At 72.5% G+C, this 21,781-nt stretch carries 19 protein-coding genes; 10 read left to right on the top strand and 9 right to left on the bottom strand.

What is annotated here, in order from left to right; genetic code table 11:
- Window positions 1-123: 123 nt before the first annotated feature.
- Complete coding sequence (locus tag ACFXGI_RS12700; RefSeq protein WP_384705409.1) at window positions 124-2,898, top strand: AAA family ATPase; 2,775 nt, start codon at window positions 124-126, stop codon at window positions 2,896-2,898.
- 32 nt (window positions 2,899-2,930) lie between these two features.
- Here the strand turns inward: ACFXGI_RS12700 and ACFXGI_RS12695 are convergent, their stop codons facing one another.
- From ACFXGI_RS12695 to ACFXGI_RS12675, 5 genes are all read right to left on the bottom strand, one after another.
- Window positions 2,931-3,848 carry a glycoside hydrolase family 19 protein gene (locus tag ACFXGI_RS12695; protein ID WP_384705408.1) on the bottom strand — a complete coding sequence of 306 codons (918 nt, stop codon included), beginning with the start codon at window positions 3,846-3,848 and terminating at the stop codon, window positions 2,931-2,933.
- A gap of 194 nt (window positions 3,849-4,042) precedes the next feature.
- Window positions 4,043-4,456 carry a rodlin gene (locus ACFXGI_RS12690; RefSeq protein ID WP_384705407.1) on the bottom strand — a complete coding sequence of 138 codons (414 nt, stop codon included), beginning with the start codon at window positions 4,454-4,456 and terminating at the stop codon, window positions 4,043-4,045.
- A gap of 222 nt (window positions 4,457-4,678) precedes the next feature.
- Window positions 4,679-4,870 carry a DUF5302 domain-containing protein gene (locus ACFXGI_RS12685; protein WP_384705406.1) on the bottom strand — a complete coding sequence of 64 codons (192 nt, stop codon included), beginning with the start codon at window positions 4,868-4,870 and terminating at the stop codon, window positions 4,679-4,681.
- Window positions 4,871-5,317: 447 nt separating this feature from the next.
- Complete coding sequence (locus ACFXGI_RS12680; RefSeq protein WP_030860856.1) at window positions 5,318-5,689, bottom strand: hypothetical protein; 372 nt, start codon at window positions 5,687-5,689, stop codon at window positions 5,318-5,320.
- Between the two features lie 316 nt (window positions 5,690-6,005).
- Window positions 6,006-6,926 (bottom strand): MurR/RpiR family transcriptional regulator, encoded by a 921-nt coding sequence (locus ACFXGI_RS12675; protein ID WP_030160961.1) that lies wholly within the window; start codon window positions 6,924-6,926, stop codon window positions 6,006-6,008.
- A 220-nt stretch (window positions 6,927-7,146) separates the two neighbouring features.
- Here ACFXGI_RS12675 and ACFXGI_RS12670 point away from each other — a divergent pair, with 220 nt between their 5' ends.
- Together ACFXGI_RS12670 and ACFXGI_RS12665 are read left to right on the top strand one after the other, a co-directional pair.
- Complete coding sequence (locus tag ACFXGI_RS12670) at window positions 7,147-7,980, top strand: PP2C family protein-serine/threonine phosphatase (protein ID WP_384705405.1); 834 nt, start codon at window positions 7,147-7,149, stop codon at window positions 7,978-7,980.
- A gap of 100 nt (window positions 7,981-8,080) precedes the next feature.
- Entirely contained in the window at window positions 8,081-9,034 is a 954-nt protein-coding gene (locus ACFXGI_RS12665; protein ID WP_384705487.1) for an MASE1 domain-containing protein, read from the top strand.
- A 420-nt stretch (window positions 9,035-9,454) separates the two neighbouring features.
- Here ACFXGI_RS12665 and ACFXGI_RS12660 read toward each other — a convergent pair whose 3' ends face one another.
- Complete coding sequence (locus ACFXGI_RS12660; protein WP_384705404.1) at window positions 9,455-10,117, bottom strand: RDD family protein; 663 nt, start codon at window positions 10,115-10,117, stop codon at window positions 9,455-9,457.
- Between the two features lie 308 nt (window positions 10,118-10,425).
- Here ACFXGI_RS12660 and ACFXGI_RS12655 point away from each other — a divergent pair, with 308 nt between their 5' ends.
- Both ACFXGI_RS12655 and ACFXGI_RS12650 read left to right on the top strand, forming a co-directional pair.
- On the top strand, window positions 10,426-12,087 hold the full coding sequence (locus tag ACFXGI_RS12655) for a phospholipase D-like domain-containing protein (protein WP_384705403.1): 1,662 nt from the start codon (window positions 10,426-10,428) through the stop codon (window positions 12,085-12,087).
- Window positions 12,088-12,613: 526 nt separating this feature from the next.
- Window positions 12,614-12,754: a hypothetical protein gene (locus ACFXGI_RS12650; RefSeq protein ID WP_384705402.1), complete on the top strand. Its 141-nt coding sequence runs from the start codon at window positions 12,614-12,616 to the stop codon at window positions 12,752-12,754.
- A 112-nt stretch (window positions 12,755-12,866) separates the two neighbouring features.
- Here ACFXGI_RS12650 and ACFXGI_RS12645 read toward each other — a convergent pair whose 3' ends face one another.
- On the bottom strand, window positions 12,867-13,100 hold the full coding sequence (locus ACFXGI_RS12645; RefSeq protein WP_384705401.1) for a hypothetical protein: 234 nt from the start codon (window positions 13,098-13,100) through the stop codon (window positions 12,867-12,869).
- 581 nt (window positions 13,101-13,681) lie between these two features.
- On the opposite strand from ACFXGI_RS12645, the gene ddaH reads away from it, so the two are divergent.
- A complete protein-coding gene (ddaH, locus tag ACFXGI_RS12640) occupies window positions 13,682-14,518 on the top strand; it encodes a dimethylargininase (RefSeq protein WP_384705400.1) in 837 nt (278 codons plus the stop codon).
- Between the two features lie 58 nt (window positions 14,519-14,576).
- On the opposite strand, the gene ACFXGI_RS12635 is transcribed toward ddaH, so the two are convergent.
- Window positions 14,577-15,077, bottom strand: coding sequence for a hypothetical protein (locus ACFXGI_RS12635; RefSeq protein WP_384705399.1), 501 nt, complete (start codon window positions 15,075-15,077; stop codon window positions 14,577-14,579).
- 477 nt (window positions 15,078-15,554) lie between these two features.
- Between ACFXGI_RS12635 and ACFXGI_RS12630 the strand changes: the two genes are divergently transcribed.
- The 3 genes from ACFXGI_RS12630 (at window position 15,555) to ACFXGI_RS12620 (ending at window position 17,903) form a co-directional block, all read left to right on the top strand.
- Window positions 15,555-16,667, top strand: a complete 1,113-nt coding sequence (locus ACFXGI_RS12630) for an alpha/beta hydrolase (RefSeq protein WP_384705398.1) — start codon at window positions 15,555-15,557, stop codon at window positions 16,665-16,667.
- Between the two features lie 194 nt (window positions 16,668-16,861).
- Window positions 16,862-17,110, top strand: a complete 249-nt coding sequence (locus ACFXGI_RS12625; protein WP_384705397.1) for a hypothetical protein — start codon at window positions 16,862-16,864, stop codon at window positions 17,108-17,110.
- Window positions 17,111-17,210: 100 nt separating this feature from the next.
- Window positions 17,211-17,903 carry an RraA family protein gene (locus ACFXGI_RS12620; RefSeq protein ID WP_384705396.1) on the top strand — a complete coding sequence of 231 codons (693 nt, stop codon included), beginning with the start codon at window positions 17,211-17,213 and terminating at the stop codon, window positions 17,901-17,903.
- A gap of 101 nt (window positions 17,904-18,004) precedes the next feature.
- Here the strand turns inward: ACFXGI_RS12620 and ACFXGI_RS12615 are convergent, their stop codons facing one another.
- A complete protein-coding gene (locus tag ACFXGI_RS12615; RefSeq protein WP_384705395.1) occupies window positions 18,005-19,567 on the bottom strand; it encodes an alpha/beta hydrolase in 1,563 nt (520 codons plus the stop codon).
- A gap of 293 nt (window positions 19,568-19,860) precedes the next feature.
- Here ACFXGI_RS12615 and ACFXGI_RS12610 point away from each other — a divergent pair, with 293 nt between their 5' ends.
- Window positions 19,861-21,702 carry a hypothetical protein gene (locus tag ACFXGI_RS12610; RefSeq protein WP_384705394.1) on the top strand — a complete coding sequence of 614 codons (1,842 nt, stop codon included), beginning with the start codon at window positions 19,861-19,863 and terminating at the stop codon, window positions 21,700-21,702.
- Window positions 21,703-21,781 lie beyond the last annotated feature (79 nt).

Raw genomic sequence — 21,781 nt, 5'->3', positions numbered from 1 at the left:
GCCGTTTCCTGACAGCTGACTGAATTCTGCGTCACAATCCGGGTCCACCCGGCATCCGACCTCGTATTGTCGCGTCTCACAGGACATGCACAGAAGTGGGGACGAGAGGCTGGTGGCTGTTGCGTGGTGGCGGCGACGGGGAACGCTGACACGACCGTCGGACACGGTGAACTGATCAAGGAGGTCGAACGTGCCCTGACCGCGCACGGGCGGGCACTCCTCACCGGACCCGCCGGCGCGGGCAAGACCGAGGTGGCCGGGGCCGTCGCGGCCGCTGCCGCGGCCCGCCACGAGACCGTGCTCCGCCTCGCTCCCGAGGCCGCCGACCAGTGGATACCGGAGGCCTCCGCCGCCGCGCTCTTCGCCTTCGTGCCCGGCGCCGCGCTGGACCGGCTCTCCGGACCCCAGCGCACCGCCATCGCCCTCCTGCGCCGCGAGACCGACGCGCCCCGCGCCGGCCGCGACCACGTCGCGCTGCGCCTCGCCGTCGTCGAGGTCCTGCGCACCCTCGCCGCCCGCACCCCTGTCCTGCTCGTCCTCGACAACGCCCAGTGGCTGGACGCGGAAAGCACCGATCTGCTCCGGTTCGCCCTGCGGCTGACCCCGCCCCGCGTACGGGTCCTCGTGGCCGAATGCGTCCAGGGCGGCGCACCCGTCGGCGGCCCCCTGTGCGGCCCCGGCACCCCCGCGATCCGCGTCCCCGCGCTCGGCGCCGACGAGGTCGCCGAACTCCTCGCCCGCCACGGCCTCCCCGCCCGCCTCGCCGGCCGCATCCACCAGGCCAGCGGCGGCAACCCGCGCCTCGCCCTCGCCCTCGGCCACTCCCTCGCCGAAGCCGCCGAGGCCCGCGACGCCAGCGCCCACCACGCCGACCCCCTGCCCCTGTCCGGCCAGGCCCGCGAGGTCGCCCGCCGGCTCCTGGCCGAAGCCCCGGCCCCCGCCCGCCGCACCCTGCTGCTCGCCGCCCTCGCGGCCCGCCCGACCACCGCACTGCTGCGCCGGGCCGGACGCCCCGACGCCGAGGCCGAACTCGCCGAAGCGGAACGGGCCGCGCTGGTCACCGTGGGGGAGGACGGCGCCGTCGCCTTCACCGCCGGGGCCCTGCCCATGGCCCTGGCCGCCGACGCCGGCTGGCCGGAGCGCGCCGCCGGACACTCCGCGCTCGCCGCCGCCGTCGACGACCCCGTCCAGGCCGTACGCCACCGCGCCCTGGCCGTGGACACCCCCGACGAGTGGCTCGCCGCCGAGATCACCGAGGCCGCCGCGGCCTGCCGCAGACGCGGCCAGCGGGCCCTGGCCGCCGAGCTCGGCCTGCTCGCGGCCGAACGTACGCCGACCAACCGGCCCGGGGACGAACTGGCCCGCCTCGTCGCCGCCGCCGAGGACGCGGGCTGGGCCGGCCGCGCCGACCTCGCCCGCCGCGCCACCCGCGCGGTACTGGCCCGCGACGCCTCGCCCGCCGACCGGGTACGCGCCCGGCTCGCCGTGATCGACGCCGCGGGACAGGCCCTCGCCGCCCTCGACGAGACCTTCGCGTACGCCATGGACGACGCCGCCGGGGATCCCGCCCTCCAGGCGGCCGTACAGCTGCGGATCGCCACGAAGTACAACCTCAGCGACGGTGACCCGGTCCGCTCCCGCGACGCCGCGGCCGAGGCCGGCGAGCTCGCCGCCCGCGGCGGCGACCAGGTCGCCGAGGCCATGGCCCTGACCGTACGGGCCCGGATGGGCCGCATCCTCGGGGACCCCGACGCCGAGGACATCCTGGCCGAGGCCCTGGCCCTGCCCGCCCCCGAGGTGCCGCTCGGCATGCGCAACGCGCCGCAGTACCTCGACGTACGACACGCCTTGTTCGACGACCGCCTCGACGACGCCCGGCGTCAGCTCCTCGTCCTGCTCCCCGCCGTCCGGCGCACCGGATCCGCCGAGGACGTCTTCGAGGTCCTGCGCAGCCTCACCGAGGTGGAACTGCGCCGCGGCCGCTGTACGTCCGCCTCCGCGCACGCCCGCCGCGGCCTCGAACTCACCATCGAGGCGGGCCTCTCGCCCGGCCCCGCCTGGTACGCCTCCGCGATGGCCGAGGCCATGGGCGGCAGCTTCGCCCGTGCCGCCGGCTATGCCCGGCGCGGCATCCAGGCCTCCGAGGAGGAGCACGACCAGGTCTTCCTCTCGCGCAGCCTGTACGCACTCGGCCTGACGGAGCTGGCGACGGGGGAGGCCGCCAGAGCCGTGGCCACCCTGCGCCGCGTGGCCGAACTGGAGGAGGCCCAGCAGGTCGTCGACCCCTCGATCCTGCGCTGGCACGGAGAGCTGGCCGAGGCGCTGGTGGCCGCCGACGCACCCGACGAGGCCGCCGAACTGCTCGAAGCCGTCCGTACGGTGGCCCTCGGCCTGGGGCGTACCGGGGTGGTCGCCGCGCTGGACCGGGCCCGGGGCCTGTGCCTGTCCGCGCACGGCGAGGCCGATGCCGCCGTGGACCTGCTGGAGGCCACGGCGCAGCGGTTCGCGGCGCTCGAGCTCCCGGTGGAGCGGGGCCGTACGCTGCTCGCCCTGGCCCGGGTGGAGCGGCGCCGGCGCCGGCGCGCCCCCGCCCGCGCCGCGCTGCGTGCCGCCGCCGAGGTGTTCACCGCGGCCGGTGCGAAGCCCTGGGCCGAACTCGCCGCGGAGAACCGGGAGCCGGCCCCCGCCCCGGGCGGCGGTCCGGCCGTGGTGCTGGCGGCGCTGACCGAGGCGGAGACCCGGCTCGCCCTGCTCGTCGCGGAGGGTGCCAGCAACCAGGAGGCGGCCGCGAAGCTGTTCGTGAGCGTCAAGACGGTCGAGGCCCGGCTGACGCGGATCTACCAGAAGCTCGACGTCCGCTCCCGGGCCCAGCTGGCCACCGCCCTGCGCACCCGCTGAGGGCGTGCAGGGCGGCAGGGGCGATGGCGGCCTCAGCAGCCGAGGTTGCCGCCCGGGCTCACGCCCAGGATCTGCGTGAAGGACTGGTACGCGTTGATCCGGCTCTGGACCTGGGCGGGGTTGCCGCCGTTGCACTCCAGGGAGCCGTTGATGGAGCGGATCGTCTCGCCGAACCCGGCTCCGTTGACCATGGCGGCGTGGGCGGTCATGGTGCCCGGGCCGTTCTGGGTGTTCCAGTACCAGAGGGCGGTCTTCATGGCGACGGCCGGATCCTGCTCCACGAGGTACGGGTTGGCGAGCAGGTTGATGCCGAGGGCGTCGCCCGCGGCCTTGTAGTTGAAGTTCCAGCTGAGCTGGATCGGGCCTCGGCCGTAGTAGGCGGCCTGCCCGGCGGGACAGCCGTACGGCTGGCTCGCGTCGCAGTAGTGGGGGTAGTTGGCGGTGTTCTGCTCGACGATGTACACGAGCCCGCCCGTCTCGTGCGAGACGTTCGCCAGGAACGCCGCCGCCTCGCGCCGCTTGACAGTGTCGTCACCGGTGTTGGCGAAGCCGGGGTACGCCGACAGGGCCGAGACCAGGCCGTTGTACGTGTAGAAGGGGTTCCGGTTCGGGAACATCTGGTTGAACTGGGCCTGGGATACCACGAATCCGGACGGATTGCCGGGGTCCGGGTCCTGGCCGCCGCCACCGCCGCAGGTGCCGAGGTCGGACCAGACGCCCCATTGCCCGGTGGTGCCGGGCGTTTCGCCCTGCGTCCACCACTTGGCCTGCCAGTTGTGCCCGCTGTACGAGGCGCTCATGCCGCCCGTGTAGACGGCGGACGAGGACCACGGGGAGACGCAGGCGGCTGCGGCGGAGGCGGGCGAGGCGGGGAGGGCGACCGCGAGGCCGATGGTGGCGGCCGCGGCGGCGGCCAGGGCGAGGGCTCGGCGGCGAAGCGCACGTATCACGTAACTGCTCCTTCAGTGGGGGGAATTGCCGTGGGGGGCATTCCTGGCCACTGAAGCGAAGCTGGTCTGGACCTGTCAAGGTCTAGACCATCATTCATCCGTTTCGGACAACATCCGGGGCGCCCGCTCCGGCAAACGGGCAGGGCCCGTACGCGCCATCGCGCGTACGGGCCCTGCCGGTCGACCAGGAGCGGTCAGCTGCCGGCGGAGAGGTTGCCGGAGAGGACCGGGATGTTGTCCACGATGTGGGAGAGCGACTCGTCGCCCTTGGCCTGGGTGGAGTTCTCGGTGCACTGCTGGTTCATCGGGTTGGACAGGACGTTGACGTCCTGGACGCCGATGTTGGCGAGGACGGCCAGCAGCGACTGGGCGTTGACCTTCGCGGGCAGGCCGACGCAGACCTTGTTGAGGGAGCCCTGGACCGCGCTGAGCTGCGGGCTCATCGCGCCCTTGGTCTCCTGGTTGCCGTAGATCTGCGCGGAGTCGTTGCCGTTGACGGTGTTGACGCCGTTGTCGTTGCCGATCGCCATCGCCGGGGCGGCAACCGCGGCACCGAGGCCCAGCACGGAGGCGGTGACCGCAGTGGTGGCCATGAGCTTCTTGAACATGAGGATTTTCCTTCTGTAGCGCTGTTGCATGGGATGGCTGCCCCCGGCGGGACGAGCTGATCAACTGCAATCCGCGCGCTTGGTTATCCGCTGTCACCCGAGTGGCCCAGCGCGTCCACCGTGGCCGGGGACGCGCGAAGGGGCCGTCTCCTGCTCTGTGAGCGGGAGACGGCCCCTTCGTCCGACATCTTCAGGGCAGGCCGTGGAGACGGCCGCGGGCGGTCAGCCCGTCTTGCGGCGGGTCTTCTTGTTCTTGCCGCCGGCGCCACCGCTGGCGCCCTGGATCTTGGCCCGGCTCTGGTGAGCCTGCCGTGCGTGGGCACTGCGGGCATTGCGGTCGAGGGCCTCCCGGAACCTGCGCTTGGCCTCCTCGGCCGGCGATTCGTCCTGCGGGGTGTCCGACTCTTCTGCCATGTGTCCTCCTGGGTCGACCTGAAGCCGTCCCAGTCTGTCACCCTCCGTCCCCCCTGACCAGCGAGTTCCGTCCCAGGGGCCCGGGCCGCACAGGGTCGGGGCACCTTCCGGGCCCGGGGCGACGACCCCGTCCGGGGCCGGCGCGGGGTCCGCACAAGCGAAGTCCCGGGCCTCGCGGGGAGACCCGGGACTTCACTGGTGCACTTCGCTTGACCGCCGTGTTCAACGACGGACCGCTCCGGAGGTCACGCTTGGGAGGTAAGTCACTGTTTCGGGCCGGCAGCACGCGCCGCTGGTGCACCCGCAGCCGCGGGGTGGCGAGGTCCGGCAGCGGGGTGGGCGCGAAAGGCGAGTGCGCGGGCCCGGGTGATCGGATCGCCGAAGACGTGCTCGACCTCGGGGCTGTCTATGCCCGCCGCGGTCAGGTCCCGTGGAGGGGAAGCGGCGTCAGCTCTGCGTGACGCGCAGCGCGTCGCCGACCAGGCGTACCGCGCGGGAGAGGCGGCCCAGCTGCTGGAGCTCGACGGCGTACATCCGGATGGAGCTCTCGATGACGGTCTCGGCCACGCCCATCGAGGGCAGTTCGGCCCGGCTGGTCTCCAGGGCGACCCGGACCGCGCGCATCTCGTGCTGGAGCTGGAGCTGGGCGTGCCGCGTGAGGAGGACGGGGCTGCGGGTCAGCGTCGAGTAGCTGCCGTAACGGGCCGGCAGCAGATCCCGCAGCCAGCGCATGGCCGTGCGTTCCCAGTCGTGGGTGCCCGGGGTCTTGACCTGGCAGGGCCAGTCGGGGCTGAGCGTGGTGGAGGCCGTCTGGCGCATTCTCGTCGCTTCCGAGTGGTGTGGAACTCTGATCGAGACGTTGGTGGGCGGCCTCGGCCCAGGGGTTGACCGAGGCCGCCACAAGCGCTCTGGTGGATACCGGTGCCGGGAACGGGCACCCGGCGCGGGGCGTGAGGAGGAGCCGTCCCGCGCGGGTGTCCGTTCTGGGAGGGCGTGGGGTCGCCCTCCTTGGCGTCCGTGGATCCGGCGCGCTGCTCAGTAAACATATATACCGTCGAGTAGACAAGAGAATGAAAAATTACATACGCCTGCGTGGCGTGAAAGTGGACTGTCCCGTACCGGTTGAAAATCGGCCTTACAGGAAGAAGCCGTGCTGGTCGGCGACCTGCTCGTACCCTTCGAGCCGCGCCTGCGTCCGCTCGGGATCCGCGTCGGCCATGGCCTGAAGAAGGGCCGCGGACAGCATCCCCGGAGCCGCGTACGAGTCGAAGACCAGCCGGGCACCCGTCCCGGCGGTCAGCGCCACGTCCGCCTCGTCCACCAGCGGGCCCAGGGTGGTGTCGGTGATCAGCGCGATCTTCAGCCCGGCGCTGCGCGCCGCCCGCAGCGCCGACAGGGTCTCCTTGGCGTGCCGGGGCATCGCGAAGGCCAGCGCCCAGGTCCCGCCGGCTTCCCGGGACTGGAGCAGCGCGTCGTAGGCGACGCTGCCACCACGTGTCACCAGCCGGACATCGGGGTGGATGCGCCGTGCCGCGTACGCGAAGTACTCCGCGAGCGAGACCGAGATCCGCAGGCCCAGGACGGTCAGCGGCACCGAGCGGGCCAGCTCGCGGCCGATGTCGAGCACCTGGTCGGTGTCGGCGAGCAGGCGCCGGACGTTCTCCAGGTTCACGATCTCGGCGTCCACGGCCGCCTGGAGCTCGTTGCGGCGGAACTGCTCGCGGCTCTCCGGGGAGCCCGCGACCGCGCTCAGCGCCATCGGCTGCAGGGCGTCGCGCAGGGCCGGATAGCCACTGAAGCCGAGAGAAGTGGCGAAACGTGTCACCGACGGCTGGCTGACCCCCACCCGCTCGGCGAGCTCGGTGATCGAGAGGAACGCCGCCTCGGTCAGGTGGTCGACCAGGTACTGGGCGATGCGCCGCTGCCCCGGGGACAGCCGGTGGCCGTCGAAGAGGGCGCGGACCCGGTCGCCGGGGGCCCGTTCATGGACCGGCGGCGCCTGCCCACTCGGCGTGATCGCAGCCGCCTGTGCGCGTGCCTGCTGCCCCGATGACACCGATGGGCCTCCCTCTCATGTCACTCGTCTTCAAACATAGCTCACGCCCTGTGGTCGGGCCGGGCCGGTGCCGGGCCCAGGGGCGCATCTCTCGCGACCCCCGGACGGCGGAAATATGATGTGCTCGGCTCTCCGGCGCAGCGCCCACCGCGAAAGCCGGGATCCGAGTGCCGAGAGCAGGGACGTAAGCAGGACCTATGGATGCACCCGCGAGCGGTCCATGACCCCGCGCCGACCCCCGAAGTCGGTGAGCGCAGCCGACCTCCTGAGCACCCTGGGACGGCTCACCGCCCGTGCCCGCGCGGGGGCGGAGCTGCAAGTGGCCAGGGTGGAGCTCGCCGAGGCCCTGCAGCGCGAGATGCTGCCCGGCTCCCTGCCCGCCCTGCCCGGGCTGCGCAGCGCGGCCCGCTACGTACCCGCCCGCCACGGCCTGGACATCGGCGGTGACTGGTACGACGGCTTCCGGCTGTCCGGAGGCGGGCTCGCCTTCTCCATCGGCGACGTCCAGGGGCACGACGTGGAGGCAGCCGCCTTCATGGGGCAGGTCCGCGTAGGCGTGCGTGCGGTGTCCACCGTCCTCGTGGACCCCGGAGAGGTACTGAGCCGGGCCAACGACGTCCTGCTGTCGATGGACTGCGAGCTCTTCGCGACCTGCACGCTGCTGCGCTTCGACCCCGAGACCCGGGTGCTCGAGAGCGCCCGGGCCGGACACGTGCCCTCCGTCTGGGCCACCGTCGACGGCCGCTACGGCATCACCGACGACGAGGGCGGCCTGCCGCTCGGAGTGGAGCCCGGGGCCCGGTACACGGTGACCCGGCGCCGGCTGGACCAGGCGGGCTCCATCGTCCTGCTCACCGACGGCGTGGTCGAGGGGCCTTCGTTCCCCATCGACGTGGGACTGGCCCGGGTGGCCCGCGTGGTGCGGGAGGCGGCGGGCTCCGCCCCCGACGAGATCGCCGCCGAAATCATGAAGGTGGCGGACTCCACCGGCCACGCGGACGACGCGGCGGTGCTCGTCCTCAGCCACGACGCGGCAGGACCCCCGCGCCGTTAGGGGGTGTCGCCAAAGTCCCGCGGGCGCACGGCGCCACGTCGCGGACACGACCTAGCGCGTGTCACGGCCCGCCCGGAGGCGGCGGTTGTTGTCTGATGCTGTGGTGCGCACCGAGGAATGGCGACGTGTCGGCGGAACTCTTCTCGGGATCCTCATCGTCGCCACCGCCTACTACGCCTCAGGACGGATCGGCCTCCTGCTGCGCGTGGTGGTCGACGGTGCGGTGGTGACGCCCCTGTGGCTGCCCACCGGCATCGCGGTCGCCGCTCTGCTCTGGTTCGGACTGCGGATCTGGCCGGGCATCGCCCTCGGAACGTTCCTCGCCATCGAACACCTCGCCACCTTCCATCTCGCCGACCTCGGCATCATCGCCGGGAACACCCTCGCGCCGGTGTGCGCGTACCTGCTGCTGCGCCGGGTGGGCTTCCGCGTCGAGATCGACCGGCTGCGCGACGGCCTGGCCCTGGTGTTCCTCGGCGGCCTGGTGCCGATGCTGATCAGCGCGACCATCGGCGCCGCGGTGCTGGTGGCCACCGGGACCCTGGCGCCCTCCGGGTTCTGGCCGGTGTGGTCGGCGTGGTGGGCGGGCGACGCGATGGGCGTGCTGGTGCTGACCCCGCTGCTGCTCGTCGTACCCCGGGTGCGGATGCCCCGGGACGCCTACCGGGTCGCCGAGGGGGTGGGGCTGACCCTGGCCGCCGGGGCCGTCGTCCTCGTGGCCACGCGGAGCTCCCTGTCGCTGCTCTTCCTCGTCTTCCCCCTGCTGATCTGGTCGGCCGTACGCTTCCAACTGGCCGGCAGCGCGCCCTGCGTCCTGCTCGTGTCCGTCCTGGCGATCTCGGCGGCGACCGACGAGGCCGGTCCGTTCGCCGACCACACCCTCGTCGAGGTCATGGTCAACCTCCAGGCGCTCAACGGCTCGGCGGCCCTCACCGCGCTGCTGCTGTCCGCGCTGGTCACCGAGCAGAACAACATCCGCACGGAGATCGAGCGGGTGTGCGGGGAACTGGCCGAGGTCGTCGAGCGGCTCGCCCCGGGCCGGCCGGGGGAGTGACCGGCCCCGCTCACGTAGGGGCGCCCGCGAGCGGCTGCGCGTCCGCGAGCGGCTGCGCGTCCGCGACGGCGCGCAAGGGCGTACCGACAACCCGCTCGGCCCGGTCGGCTGCCTCGTGCGGTCGGCTCGTCCGGTACAGCGCGCTGTCCCCGAACCGGGCGCGCTGCGCGGGCGTGGTGGTCGGCCGCGAACGCGGCGGAGACCGGACCGGCGGGATCCGGCCAGCCCGATGACGCCGTCGGGGCGGGGCGGGGCGGGGCGGGGAAGGGAGGTGACGGGGCGCCAGATGCCTGCCGCCCGTACCGCCGAACCGACGAACGCGCCCACCCGGCGGCGGAGGAGCTCCGCTGCCGGGTGGGCGGTGGGGGGAGGAGAGGGGGGAGGGGCGGCCTCACCCCGTGGGCACGAGGCCCTTGAGACTCAGCCCTTGGGGACCTGGATGACGACGGTGTTGCACACCTTGTCGGCGAAGGTCTGCTTCTTGTCGTCCCACAGCGGCCACAGGAACCCGATGTAGCAGGGGATGCCGTCGAGGGCGTGGGCCAGCTTGCGGACGAAGGCCATGCCGAACCCGAGGAAGGCGCCGTCGGCTTCGCGGCGCAGGCTGATGCCCACGACCTTCTTGCCGATCGTCTGGCCCGTGGTGCCTTCCTTGTAGAGCTGGAAGATGGCCATGCCCAGCGCGTACAGCCAGCCGATCATGAAGAACACGCCGGGGCCGGAGTTCGCGGGGTCGCTGCTGATGGCCAGGTCGATGAAGCCGAGGGCGTACATCGGACCCGCGATGATCAGGCCGTCGAGCAGGTACGCACCGAAGCGCTGACCCCAGTGCGCGAGCGGAGGCATGCCCGAGCCCGGCATGCCCGGCATGCCCGGCATGCCCGGCGGCGGGTAGGCGCCGTACGGCGGCGGGGTCTGCTGCGGGGCCTGCTGGGGGTAGCCGTACTGCGGCGGGACCCCCTGCGGAGGCTGCTGCGGGTAGCCGTACTGCGGGGGCACGCCCTGCGGGGCCTGCTGCGGGTAGCCGGGCTGACCCTGCGGGGGCTGCTGGCCGTACGGGTTGTTCGGGTCGCCGAAGCTCATGGCGAAAACTTTCCGGTGTCGGAAACGGGGACGTAGCGGATGGATCGGAGGAACATCACCATGTATCCGTTTTGCCCCCCTGAGCTGCCGCGATCTAGCGCGCATCATCGTGGTCGTTCCATCGACCACTTGTCCAATCCGGCCAGATCGGCTTCTTTCGGCCGGGTCGTGCGTGTCGCCCGCATCGTGATGGCCGAATCCGATATACGCGAATTTCCCGCACTTCCAACCCGGTGGTAACTTCCGCGAGTTGATCTTGCCGGTCGCCCCCTCGCGGCGACGGCGATCCCTCTCGCAAGGAAGTCACCGTGCACCGCCATACCCCCTCCCTCCGCCGCCCGTCCGCTCACCGACCGTCAGTTCTCGCCGCACGCGCGGCGGTACCGGCGGCCCTGCTGGCGCTGTTCGCCGCCGTCCCGGCCTCGGCCGCCCCGGCGGCGGGCTCCGGGGCCGCCGCGGCGCCCCACCTCGACGCGGTGGAGCAGACCCTGCGCCAGGTTTCCCCCGGCCTCGAAGGCCAGGTGTGGGAACGCACCGCCGGCAACGTCCTCGACGCCTCGACGCCCGGCGGCGCCGACTGGCTGCTGCAGACCCCCGGTTGCTGGGGCGATGACAAGTGCACCACGCGCCCGGGGACCGAGCAGCTGCTCTCGAAGATGACGCAGAACATCTCCCAGGCGACGCGCACCGTCGACATATCGACCCTGGCGCCGTTCCCCAACGGGGCGTTCCAGGACGCGATCGTCTCGGGCCTCAAGTCCTCGGCCGCGCGCGGCAACAAGCTCAAGGTGCGCGTGCTGGTCGGCGCCGCACCGGTCTACCACCTGAACGTACTGCCGTCGAAGTACCGGGACGAGCTCGTCGCCAAGCTCGGCGCCGACGCCCGCAACGTCGACCTCAACGTCGCCTCGATGACCACCTCGAAGACGGCGTTCTCCTGGAACCACTCCAAGCTCCTCGTGGTCGACGGCCAGTCCGTGATCACCGGCGGCATCAACGACTGGAAGGACGACTACCTGGAGACCGCCCACCCGGTCGCCGACGTCGACCTCGCCCTGCGCGGCCCCGCCGCCGCGTCCGCGGGCCGCTACCTGGACGAGCTGTGGTCCTGGACCTGCCAGAACAAGAGCAACATCGCCAGCGTCTGGTTCGCCTCCTCCAACAACGCCGCCTGCATGCCCGCGATGGCCAGGGACACCGCCCCCGCCACGCCCGCGCCGGCCCCGGGCGACGTACCGGCCGTCGCCGTCGGCGGACTCGGCGTCGGCATCAAGCGCAACGACCCGTCGTCGGCCTTCCGGCCCACGCTGCCCAGCGCCCCCGACACCAAGTGCGTCGTCGGCCTGCACGACAACACCAACGCCGACCGCGACTATGACACGGTCAACCCGGAGGAGAGCGCCCTGCGGACGCTGATCTCCAGCGCGAACCGGCACATCGAGATCTCCCAGCAGGACGTGAACGCGACCTGCCCGCCACTGCCCCGCTACGACATCCGCGTCTACGACGCCCTCGCCGCGCGGATGGCGGCCGGCGTCAAGGTCCGCATCGTCGTGAGCGACCCCGCCAACCGCGGAGCCGTGGGCAGCGGCGGCTACTCCCAGATCAAGTCGCTCTCGGAGATCAGCGACACCCTGCGCGACCGCCTCGCCCTGCTGACCGGTGACCAGGGCGCGGCCAAGGCGACCATGTGCTCCAACCTCCAGCTCGCCACCTTCCGCAGCTCCCAGAGCCCGACGTGGGCCGACGGCCACCCGTACGCGCAGCACCACAAGGTGGTCTCCGTCGACGACTCGGCCTTCTACATCGGCTCCAAGAACCTCTACCCGGCGTGGCTCCAGGACTTCGGCTACGTGGTGGAGAGCCCGGCGGCGGCCGCCCAGCTGAACGCCCAGCTCCTGGCCCCGCAGTGGCAGTACTCCCGCGCGACGGCCACGATCGACCACGAGCGCGCCCTCTGCCAGTCCTGAGCTCCCTCCCGCCACCCAGGTGAAACCGCCCCCGGCAGCCGCTGCCGGGGGCGGTTTCGCGTGCTTTCGGCATCAGCCGTCGCAGCGCACTGGGGAGTGTCGTCAAAGTGGCGTCGGCCGCCCGGGAGGGCGGTGTTCATGGTGCAGTCCCAGGCCTGCATCTTGTTCCCGTCCGTGGTGCGGCCGTTGTCGTCGTCCAGGCAGTGGCTCGGCTCGGCCGCCAAGGACATCGAGCCGGTGGCTCCGGGGGCGGCCGGGCAGGCGGCGTAGGGATGGACGGCGAGGCTGCTGATCCCGCCGTTGAAGCCCCCGGAGTAGTCGGGAGCGCCGCTGACCTTGTAGCGGCCGGACACGAGCGAACCGCTGGGGGCCGGGCTGGAGGAGGCCATGTGGTGGCCGGTCGCGCCGAGGGCGCCGTTGACGTAGAGGCTCATCAGGGCGGTCCGACCAGTCGTAGGCCCGGCCGTCGACGTCGCCCTTGGCCAGGGCGAACCGCCACTGCTTGGTGGCCGGGTCGGTGTAGAGGGTGAACGCGCTGTTGCGGGTGTCGATCACCGACTTGTTGGTGGTCATGGTCGCCTGGCCGCCGCCGAACGCCGCGTACGCGGTGCGGCGACCGCCGACGGTCGCGGTGGGCCGGGTGACCCCGCTCGTGGTCGCGGGGTAGTCGCCCACGGCGCTCGGCGTGATGCCGCCGCTCTGCCCGGTGAGCTTCCACTGCGCGGCGGGAGCGGAGAGGTTGCCGAGGAACGCCGGCGTCTGGCTGATGCCGGTGACGTTCAGCGGCTGGGCGGTGCCGGTTCCGGCGAGGGTGGCGAGCTGCCGGCTGGCGCTGACGGCCACAGGTCGGCGAGCTTGTCGCCCGTGACGTCGCCCGAGGTGCCGATGGCCGGGAAGGCCGCCTGCTCCAGGCCCGAGGCGATCTTGACGCGGCCCGCGGCGTTGCCCCAGGTGGTGGGGTCCGCGTTGCCGTCGCCACCCTTGCTGCCGTAGGTGGGTGCGCAGCAGGTCACCGGTGGCGTCGTCGCGCAGCCAGAGGTCGGGGATGCCGTCGCCGTTCCAGTCGTCGCCGTAGTCGCAGCCGATGGCAGGGTTCTTGGCGGGGCAGGCGACGGTGAGTTCGACGGGGTTGTCGACCGCGGCGCCCTGGCCGGCGTACATGAGCAGCGTGCCCCGGGAGTCGACGGTCCGGATGTCGCGGTTCCCGTCGCCGTTGAGGTCCTCGGGCCGTCCACGGTCTGCGAACGCGTCGCGTAGTACAGGTAGGACGTGGTGTCCTCACTCGCAGATTTCGAGGCGCGGCTGGAAGTGGTGATCAGCGGGTTTGAAGCCTGGCTGGATCGGGCCTTGGGCAGGTGGAAATCCATGAGCACGCAGCCCTGCCGAGACCCTATTCGGCGGGGCTGCTGCTGTGCGGGCCGCCAGGTGCTCCGCCCCGGAGTTGTCGGCCGACGCCCAGCCGCTCGGGAAGCTCGTACGGTACGCCCCCGGCGGTCGCGCGGCCTTCATCCGGGGTTCGTCCGGGGCGCGCAAGCTCGGCCTGAGAAGACCCCCTCACACCGGCCACCACCGTGGCCCCCGCCCGGGAGCGACCATGACCTCTGCCCCGATGCCGTCCGCCCGGCCGCGCGCACGGCGCCCGCGCCGGTACCTGATGTGCCGCCCCTCCCACTTCGAGGTGGTGTACGCGATCAACCCCTGGATGGACCCGGGGAAGCCGGTCGACGTCGGCCTCGCCGTCCTCCAGTGGGAGCGGCTGCGCGAGCTGTACCGCGAGCTCGGGCACACCGTCGAGCTCATCGACCCGGTACCCGGCCTGCCCGACATGGTGTACGCGGCCAACGGGGCCACCGTCGTCGACGGCCGCGTCCTCGGCGCCCGCTTCCGCAACGCCGAGCGCGTCGCCGAGGGGCCCGCGTACCTGGACTGGTTCCGGGAGAACGGCTTCACCGAGCTGCACGACCCCCGGTACGTCAACGAGGGTGAGGGCGACTTCCTGGTCACGGCCGCCCACGTCCTGGCCGGACACGGGTTCCGCAGCGACGAGCGCGGCCACCGGGAGGCGCAGGCGTTCTTCGGCCGGCCCGTCATCAGCCTGGAGCTGGTCGACCCGCGTTACTACCACCTCGACACGGCGCTCGCCGTGCTCGACGGCGACGAGATCATGTACCACCCGGAGGCCTTCGCCCCCGGCAGTCGCGCCCTGCTGGAGGCGCTCTTCCCCGACGCACTGCTCGTATCCGCCCAGGACGCCGCCGTGTTCGGGCTGAACGCCGTCAGCGACGGGCTGAACGTGGTGCTTCCCGAGGCCGCCGAGGAGCTGGCCGGGCAGCTGCGCGAACGAGGCTTCCACCCCATCGGCGTGGACCTGTCCGAACTGCTCAAGGGCGGCGGCAGCGTCAAGTGCTGCACCCTCGAGATCCGGCCCTGACCGTCCCGGTCCGCGTCGGTGTGCCGCGACCCCGGGCGGGGCCGCGGCACGTACGGGGTCAGTGGAACAGCATCGAGGCGTCACCGGCCGCCGTCGTGACCGAGCCGGGGCACAGGAAGCTGCCCGAGGTCTTGGTCGCGGTGAAGGCCTGGTTGACGTACTTGCGGGTGGCTCCGTCACGGTTCCACGTGATGTTCGTGGCCTTGTAGCGGCAGGAGATGAAGCTCATCTTGCCCGTGATGTCGATGGCGTCCGTCCTGGCGAGGCCGGCGGCGTCGTCGAAGGTGAACGCGGGGTTGTTGTTGAGGGAGGCGGTGATGCCGCCGTTGCAGGCGAGGTTGCCGCCGGGTGTGTTGATGGTGGTGCGGTCGACGGTCAGCGCGCCCGGGGGGTTGGCACTGGTGCGTGCGTTGGTCCACGTACAGGTGTTGCCGGCGACGACGATGACGCCGTCGAGCTGCTGGTCCGCGGTGGGGCCGAGGGCCGTCGCCGACGTCGCTCCGCCGACGATCACCGCTGCTGCCAGTACGGCAGCGCCCGGCCATGTCGAGATCTTCATGCTGTCGCTCCTCTTCGCCACGTCCTCGTGGGGTGTGAAGCGGGGCCTTGGGGGGCCTCGCCGGCGTGCGCCCGGCCCGACGGAGGCGGTTTCCGCGCCGGCCCGGGGAGAGAGCTTTCGAGACACGCCAGGGAAGGTCCCACAGGGACCTTGAAATGTCAGGCCCATGTCAAGCGATTGGCTGGAGTTCGCCGCGCCGCGTCCGCCGCGGAGGCCATGGCCGAGACGCCCGCGCCCGGCACCGGCAGGTTCCGGCCGAGTCGTAGCAGCGCGAGGGCGCACAGGGTGACCAGCACCCGTCGGCGCAGGCCGGGATGGCGAAAAGTATGTGAGCATTCCGGCGGATTCCCGTTCTCCTGTGAACGGTGTGGAACGGATCGGACCCCGTTGCGGTCTAGCCTTGTGCGCCCGCACAGGCGGCGCCGCCGGACCGCAGGTCCGCGCCGAACCGGCCAGCGTAGAGAGTCCCCCTGATCCGTGAGTCTCACCAGCAGCACGCTCCTGATCCTCGTCCTCCTCGCCACGGTGCTGGCCTTCGCCGCCGCGGTGTGGCTGTGGCCACGCCTCGGCCGGCGGGGCGGGCGGCCGGTGCTCGGCCGGGTCGGCGTCGTCGTGGTGCTCCAGGTGCTGCTGCTCGCCTCCGTCGGACTCACCGCCAACCGGACCTTCCTGCTCTACGGTTCCTGGGCGGACCTCGCCGGGGCGGAGCGGTCGATGCCCTCCATGGGCCAGGACGTGCCCGGAGGCGCGGCGGTCCGCGTCCTCGGCCGGCAGCCCACGGACGTACCCGGCGGCGGAACGCCCCGCATCGGCGGCGAGATCGAGAAGATCACCGTGCGCGGCGAGGGGTCCAAGGCCGTGGTGCAGGCGTACGTGTACCTGCCGCCCGAGTACTTCCAGAAGGGGAACGAGAACAGGAAGTTCCCCGCCACGGTGGTGCTCACCGGCTTCCCGGGGATGGCGGAGAACCTGCTCAAGGGGCTGGACTACCCGAAGACGGCGTGGAGGCTCGCCAAGCAGAAGAAGATGCCGCCGATGGTCCTGGTGATGATGCAGCCCTCGGTGATCCCGACCCGCAACAGCCAGTGCGTCGACGTGCCGGGCGGCCCGCTCAGCGAGACCTTCTTCGGTACGGACCTGCCGAAGGCGGTCTCGGGCGCCTACCGCGTCGGCACCTCGCCCTCGAACTGGGCCGTCATCGGGGACTCCACCGGGGGCTACTGCGCGCTGAAGATGGCGTTGGAGCACCCGGAGCACTACGCGGCCGGAGTGGGCCTGTCGACGGATTACAAGCCGGAGCTCGACAAGGACTCCGGTGATCTCTTCCACGGGAACACCGCCGAGGAGAAACGATCCGACCTGCTGTGGAGCCTGGACAACCTGCCGCAGGGCAAGTCCTCCTTCCTGGTGGCGAGCTCGATGCAGGGCGAGCCGAACTACAAGGACACGCAGAAGTTCGTCGCGAAGGTGAAGGCGCCGGCGCGCGTCTCGTCGATCACGCTCGACAGCGGCGGCCACGGCTTCAACACGTGGCGCCGGGAGATCCCGCCCGCACTGGAATGGCTCGGCGGCCGCATCGCCGCCGAGTGAGCAGGTCTCGGCGGGGCCGGGTCGCGGCCGCGTGAGCCCGCCTCGGCCGAGCCGGTCTCGGCCGCGTGAACCGGTCTCACCCGCCCGGACCGGCTCGCCGCCCGGCGCCGGACCTGTGCCCGGACCTGTGCCCGGACCTGTGCCCGGACCCGTGCCCGGATGCGGGCCCGGCCGTCCGGGCGGAGGCTGGGGCCATGCACCACACGCCGATCCTCGTCCACCCGATCGCCCCGGCCGGCGGCCGCCGGGTCTCCCTGCGCGCCGAGGGCCGGGACACCGTCCTCGGCCTGGCCTTCGAGGACTCCGACGTGATCGAGTTCCTGCGCCGGGCCGGCGTGCCCGACCCCGACGACATGGTCCTCGGCGGCTCGGAGCTCGTCGAATGGCAGGGGGACGAGCCGCACACCTACGAAGCGGAACCCTCCGACACCGACATCCCGTGACTCCCCGTCCCGAACCCCCACGCCCGGACGACCGGGAGGGCACCATGGGGGGGCGGTGGCTGATCCGAGCCGTCCGTTCGGGAGATGAAGGGGAGACGGCATGCTGAAGGCCTTCGCCGACCTGTCCACGCCGCTCGTGGCCGATGCCTGCGTCCGTACGGGTGTGCCGCTGCGCGTGGCACCGCCCGGCATCCGCACCGTGCTGCCCGGCCACCGGGTCGCGGGCCGCGCGCTGCCGGCGCGCCACTACGGCAGCGTCGACGTGTTCCTGGAGGCCTACGGATCCGCCGAGCCCGGCGACGTCCTGGTCGTCGACAACGGCGGCCGTACGGACGAGGCCTGCATCGGCGACCTCACCGCGCTCGAGGCCGAGACCGCCCGCCTGTCGGGCCTCGTCGTGTGGGGACTGCACCGTGACACGCCCGAGCTGGCCGAGATCGGCTTCCCCGTCTTCAGCTACGGAAGCCATCCGGCGGGACCGGTGCGGCTGGACGAGCGCGAGCCGCAGGCGCTGGTCACCGCCCGTTTCGGGCCGCACCTCGTCGACGGCCGGGACTTCGTCTTCGGCGACGCGGACGGGGTGCTGTTCGTGCCCGCCGACCGGGTCGAGGAGGTGCTGGACACCGCGCTCGCGATCCGCGAGACCGAGCGCGAACAGGCCCGCCGGATCCGCTCGGGCGAGACCCTGCGCAGCCAGACGGCCTTCGCCGACTACCTGGTCCTGCGCGACGCCGACCCCTCGTACACCTTCCGCCGGCACCTGCGCCGGATGGGCGGCGCCATCGAGGAGTGACGGCGCCCCCGTACGGAGTGCCCCCGTAGGGAACGCCCCCGTACGGGAGGCGCCCCGTACTGGAGGCACCCCCAGGACCGGTCACCCGGCGGCGGGCCCGATCACCGCCGCGCCGCCGGGCATGCGGTGTCCCCGGCCGGCAGGGCGCCGTCCAGCAGGTAGCCCTCGACATGCGCGTCGACGCAGGCGTTGCCGTTCTGGAACTGGACGTGGTCGCCGCCCTCGACGGTGACCAGCCGGGATCCCGCCAGTCCCCGGTGGGCGCGTACGGCGGCCTCGTAGTACGTCGCCGGGTCGTTCTTCGAGTTGAGCATCAGCACCGGCGGCAGTCCCTTCCCGGTGACCTTGACGCGCGGAGCCTTGGAACGCGGCCAGTTCGCGCAGACCGAGGCGTACGTCAACTCCCTTGCTCCGGCGAGCGGATGGGTGCGCGTGGCCTCGGCGCTCCGCTCCACCCAGTACCGGCCGTCGCGGTTCCACGGGGTGTCGCCGCAGGTGACCGAGAAGAAGTCGGCGATGAACTCCGCGCCCATCAGGTGCTTGAGCTTCCCGGCGACGGCCTTCCTCGTCTCCGCCGGAGCCTGATCCGGATGCTCCAGGAAGCCGAGGAGCGCCGCGAGGTCCGCGAACTGGTTCGTGTTGTACAGGGCGTTCGTGGCCGCCGCGTCGAGGTGGTTGGGCGTGATGACCGTCCCCTCGACGTCCAGCGGCCGGTCGTGCAGGGCGGCGCGCACCCGCTCGTACGAGGCCCGCGCCTCCTCAGGGGTGCGCCCCTGGTGGTACGTGGCGTCGTTGGCGGCCAGCCACGGCAGGAAGTCCTGCTCGAAGCGGCGCTGGAAGCTCATCGGCTGCCCGGTCAGGAAGGACTGCCAGTCCCCGGTGAAGTCGATGTTGCTGTCGAGGACGACCCGCTCCACGCGGCGGGGGAACTCGGTCGCGTAGTACGCCCCGAGGAAGCTGGCGTACGAGGGCCCGTAGTACGAGATCTTCTCCGCACCGAGCAACTCCCGGTACAGGTCCATGTCGTGGACGGCCTGATCGGTGGTGATGTACGGCAGCAGTGCGCCCGAGTTGTGCTCGCAGTCCCGTACGAACTCCCGAGCGCGGTCGAAGGTCCGGCCGACGGCGGCCGCCGAGCGGTCGCGCAGGTCGCCGCCGCCGAACATGGCGTCGACCTTGTCCTGGTCCGAGCAGACGACCTTCGTGCTGGCGCCCACACCCCGCTGGTCGAAGCCGACGATGTCGTACGCGGCCGCCAGCTTCGGGCTGTACGAGGCGAGCCGGGCCGGCCGGGGGAGCCCCGAGGCCCCGGGACCGCCGGCCGCCATCATGAGCACGCCCCGGCGCTTCGCCGGATCCGCCGCGCGGCGGCGGGAGACCGCGATCGTCAGGTCCGGGCCGGAGCCCGGGTGGTACCAGTCCCGCGGTACGGACATCGAGGCGCATTCCAGCGCGCCGTCCGCGCACGGTCGCCAGTCGAGCTGCTGCTGCCGGTACCGGTCCGGCACCGGCGGGGTCGCGGGGCTCGCCGCCATTGCGTTCGTGGCGTTTGCGGCGTTCGTGGCGGCCGCGGCGTTCGCCGGGCCGCCGGGCAGGGCGGCTGCGGCGAGCAGCCCGCAGGCGGCCGCCGCGAGCCACCGCGCGGGCTTGTTGAACAGGTGCATGTCTGAACTCCCCCTGGGATCCGGCTGGTCCCCTTGATCGTGCCGCGCCGACCCCCGCGCCCTCGATAGCCCTGCCATCCGCATCCGGGGTGGCACCAGTGCCACCTTGTGCCACTGCCACTGCCACCCCGCGCCACCGCCACCCCGGCGACGGCTTTGCCTTTGGGCGGGGAGTCCGTAGCAGAACCGATACTTCAGGCCTCTGTGACGTGTATCGCACGCAGCGCTACATTGCCCACGCCCCGCGGCTGCGGGGAGGTGCGGGCCGTACGGCCGGGGGAGGGGCATCGACGATGGGCTCTGGAGTCTTCGCGAAGCTGGGGAGCGCGGTCACCGTGAAAACGGCCGCGGTGGCCGCCGCGGGCGCCTTGGCGGTGTCCGGTGCGGTGGGGGCCGGCGTATGGGCGCTCGGAGGCGGCCCGCGGCTGGCGGTCGTCCAGCGCAGCGTCTCCGTATCGGTCGCGGCGGGCGGCGAGCAGTCCGCGGTCGCCGCCTGCCAGAGCCACGAGAAGGCGCTCGGAGGCGGATACGCCGTCACCGGGACGGGCTTCGCCACGAGCAGCCTCTTCGTGGGCGATGCCTGGCTGGCGGCCGCGTACAACCCGGACGCCGCGCCCGCCACTCTCACTTCGTATGCCCTGTGCGTCAACGCGAAGCCCGAGTTCCTGGGCGGCGTCGGCTGGTCCGAGCACGTGCACGCGTACCAGGACCGGGGCAACAAGATGATCAGCGCCAGCGGCGGCGGGTCGATCCACGACCTCACGACCGACGGGCCGTTCGTGGACGCGGTCAAGCACGGCTCCGCCTCGCCCTCCTGCCCCGGCGAATTCACCTCGCTGGGAACGGAGTTCAGGTCGGGCCGCACCGTGGCGGGCCGCGGGGTGGCGCCGGTCCCGCTCGACAGCCTGACCACGAAGTCGGCGTACTCCGACCCCGCCAAGGCCGGGCCCTACGTCAGGCTCAATCCGGGCAGTCGTCTGAGCGATGCCGGCTTCCCGATCCGCTCGTCCGAGTTCATCACGCACCAGACGCGGATCGAGGACCCGCAGCCGCCGGAGGCGAACTACGCCGTCACCCTCCGCCCGATCTGCGTCCGGCTGGGAAGCGTGTCCGTGGCCACCGTCAAAGTCGCGGTGACCGCGGGTGGCAGCGTGGACGCGGCGGTGTCGTGCCCCAAGGGGAAGCTGGTGGTCGGCGGCGGCTTCCAGTTCCCGGCGGCCAACGAGTCGGGCGGCTCGGAGGCCCCGGCGCGCTTCTTCGGCGACGGCTGGCTGTACGCACCGGCCGACGCGCCGGCGGCCGGTGAGCCCTCGGGCCACAAGGTGACGGCCTGGCACGTCACCGGCAGGAACGGGCAGAAGGCCGGTCTCGACTACTACAACTCGGTCTGGGACGAGCACAGCGACCGGGAGACGCGCACCGGAAACGGCTACTTCGACACGCACCGCCGCGGTCCCGACGACCAGGAGCTGCACGTCTCGCCGGTGCCGGACAGCCAGGAGCTGGTCGCCAGCGCGGTCTGCGCGAAGATCGACGCCAAGCCCACCGAGCCGGCCAAGGCCCCGGCTCCGCCGTCCGTCTCCCGGCCGGAGCTGCCGCGCGCCCTGGACCCAGCGCCGGGCGGGACGGACGGCACGGGCTCCGCGCCGCCCTCGGTCTCGCCCTCCGTCCCGACGGCCGGGGCTTCGCCGTCGACGAGCCCGTCCGCCTCGCCCGGTACGACTCCCACACCCGGCGGACCCAACAGCCCGGGGACGCCGACCAAGGGCGGCCCGACCCGGCCGGGCACCCCGTCGCAGAGCGGTTCGCCGACCCGGCAGCAGCCGCAGGCCCCGGCTGTGAACATCCAGCAGCCTTCCGGCGGCGGCCAGTTGCGGCGCGGCTGCGAGGAGTCGTTCGCCGGGACGGCCCGGACCCGCCCGGGCGACCGGCCCCTCACCGACCCGCAGTACACGAGCTGGCGGATCACCGGGCCGAACGGTCCCGTGGCGCTGGGCGCGGGCGCGTCGGGCAGGTTCCTGGTCCCCCTGCTGCCCGACGGGACGTACAAGCTGGTGTTCACCGCGACCGATCCGGCGGCCGGACTCACCGGCAGCGCGGAGATCTCCGTCAGGATCGTCGGCTGCATCCGCTGAAGGCCGATCACGCAAGACCGAGCACGCAAGACCGGGCACTGAACACCCTTCGGGGGAACGGCGGCAGGAGGGTGGCCGG

This window comes from Streptomyces sp. NPDC059355 (assembly GCF_042752335.1).
GTDB lineage: Bacteria > Actinomycetota > Actinomycetes > Streptomycetales > Streptomycetaceae > Streptomyces.
The sequence above is the reverse complement of the archived record's forward strand: the minus strand, read 5'-3'. Positions and strand labels throughout refer to the sequence as shown.